Raw genomic sequence first — 2270 nt, 5'->3', positions numbered from 1 at the left:
CCTAGGAGGCTGTCCGACAATACTCAACCTACTGCGAGCCACCTGAGTTTGGCTGTTTTTTGTGCTGTTTTGCGTTAAATAGAACCACTATTCACAAGCTACATCCCTGTAGCTTGCCCTGTGGGCAGCTAACGCTGTTTAAGTCGGCAAAGGCTTCACCTGCTTTGATCGGGCATGACAAAGCCCGGGCGCCCGGCGTACCAGCCGCAGCCGAATTGTATTAGTTGCAGCAGCATCAAAAGCAGCAGGGCGCCGCTCCAGTTGTTCATCCAGTCATTCACCAGGCCGAGCATCACAGGCCCGGTTGCTGCCAGCAGGTAGCCGATGGACTGTGCCATCGCCGATAGTGAGGTGGCTTCAACATGGCTCCGGGTACGCAGGCCGAATAGTGCCAGTACATAACTAAGAGACGCCGAGCCACTAAGCCCCAGCAGGGCGGCCCAGAATATAGGCGCTGCGGTTGGCGCCAGCCAGAGGCCGCAAAGTCCCGCCATGGCTAATACAAACACCAGCAGAGCGAGTGGACGCTGATCCTTCATGCGGGCGGCGATCATGGGTGTGAGCAGGTTGGCCGGAATACCTGCCAGGTTGATCATGGAGGTGGCGAAGCCGGCGTCGTGATCTTCAAGGCCTGCATCCATCAGTATCTTGGGCAGCCAGGTGGCGACGGAATAAAAGAAAAAGGACTGCAGGCCCATAAATATTGTCAACGCCCAGGCGGTCGGGTCGCGCCAGAGGGTGACTCTTGCACTGGGGCCGGGGGCCTCCTGGATGCGGACCCGCAACATATAGAGCCACAGCGGCAGGCACAGCAGGGGCAGCAACGCCCAAAATAGCAGAGGTGCCTGCCAGGCATCAAAGGCATCGCGCAGCGGGACGGCGAGATAAACACCGAGCCCTGCACCCAAGGTGAGAGCGACCGAGTAGAGCCCGGTCATCAGACCGATCTGGCGCGGGAAGTAGCCCTTTACCAGCCCTGGAATCAGCACGTTGAGCAAGGCGATGGCACTGCCCAGCAGCAGTGTGCCTGTGAGTACAAGACCAAATAAGCTGGTGGTGCGCAGGCTCGCGCCCGCGGCAATGAGCAGCAGTGCCATGATCACCAGCATGGGAGCGCGCATGCGCCGGGCCAGGGCTGGAACGCAGCCGGAGACCAGGCCGAAACAGATCAGTGGCAGAGCAGTCAGCAGACTGAATTCACTGGCGGACAGGTCGAGGCTGGCACGGATGTCGGCGACCAGTGGCCCTACCACTACCAGGCCGCCACGCAGATTTCCGGCCGCTACGATAATAGCGAGGACGGCAAGGAAAAAGGCCCATCTGCGGCCGTCAAAGGGGCCTTTGATTAATGTCATCCATGTCTCCGCGAAATTGGGGTGCCGCTGTGCTTTGAAGAGCAGCCTGAAGAATGAGGCCGGGCGTAGCGGGCCGGATTCTGATGAATCCGATCGGCAGCAATTGTGCCATTTTGGTACGCACCGAAACAGGGCGAAAATCGAACAGTCTGTTGTACTTTTCGTGCGTCTAATCGATGACAGGCAACAGGTGCAGCAGGGAAAGCGCGTCCCCAGTCAGCTTGATGCCTACCAGGATGGTCAGCGTTTCGAAGGCGCGTTTGACCAGCTTGTTGCCCTTGGCGATGGAGAGGTGAGCGCCGAAGTAGGCGCCAATAAGGGCACCGAGTAGCAATGCTGGCAGCCAGGGCCATTGTGGCGCTTGTTGCAGACTGATTGTAAGGGCGCCCAGACCGTTCCAGAAGAGCCCGACCAATACCAGCACATAGCTAACGGCGCGCTGGTAGTCGAAGCCGAACCAGCGCACCAGCCAGATAGTCACGAAGAGTCCTGTGCCTGAGGTCAGAGAGCCGTTGAGGATGCCAATCAGTAGCAGGCCTATGCCGCCAATGATCAGGCCGCGGCGGTCACGATTGCGAGGCTCGAACGTCATGCCAAGCTGCTTTTTACAGCCGGAGTAAATTCCCAGGGCGCAGGTGAGCAATCCCAGTGCGAGCAACGTCCAGGCTTCGGGCAGCTTGAGTACACTCCAGGCGCCCAGCACCACGCCGGGGAGGCCGCAGGCAAGAATGTAGCCACAGAAACGTGGTTCCAGGTGGCCTTCGCGCAGATGGCGCAGGGTTGCGCCGAGTCCCAGTGCCACGCTGGCAATCTTGTGGGTTGCCAGCGCCACGCTGAAACTCAGTCCCAGAAACAGTAACACCGGTAGTTGCAGCAGGCCGGCTCCGCCACCTGCGAGGGCGGAAAGGCCATTGG

General features: G+C 59.6%; 2 protein-coding genes. Both read right to left on the bottom strand.

Translation table 11 applies throughout. The features are described 5' to 3' along the window. Window positions 1–155 precede the first annotated feature (155 nt). Window positions 156–1355, bottom strand: a complete 1200-nt coding sequence (locus tag MPRO_RS02030) for a CynX/NimT family MFS transporter (protein WP_067286355.1) — start codon at window positions 1353–1355, stop codon at window positions 156–158. A 169-nt stretch (window positions 1356–1524) separates the two neighbouring features. Then, the coding region (locus MPRO_RS02025; RefSeq protein WP_067286353.1) for a sulfite exporter TauE/SafE family protein at window positions 1525–2270 on the bottom strand (746 nt) is incomplete at its 5' end.

This window comes from Marinobacterium profundum (assembly GCF_001528745.1).
In the GTDB taxonomy this organism is placed as follows: domain Bacteria; phylum Pseudomonadota; class Gammaproteobacteria; order Pseudomonadales; family Balneatricaceae; genus Marinobacterium_A; species Marinobacterium_A profundum.
Note: the sequence above shows the minus strand (reverse complement) of the source record. Positions and strands in the feature narration are given on the sequence as shown.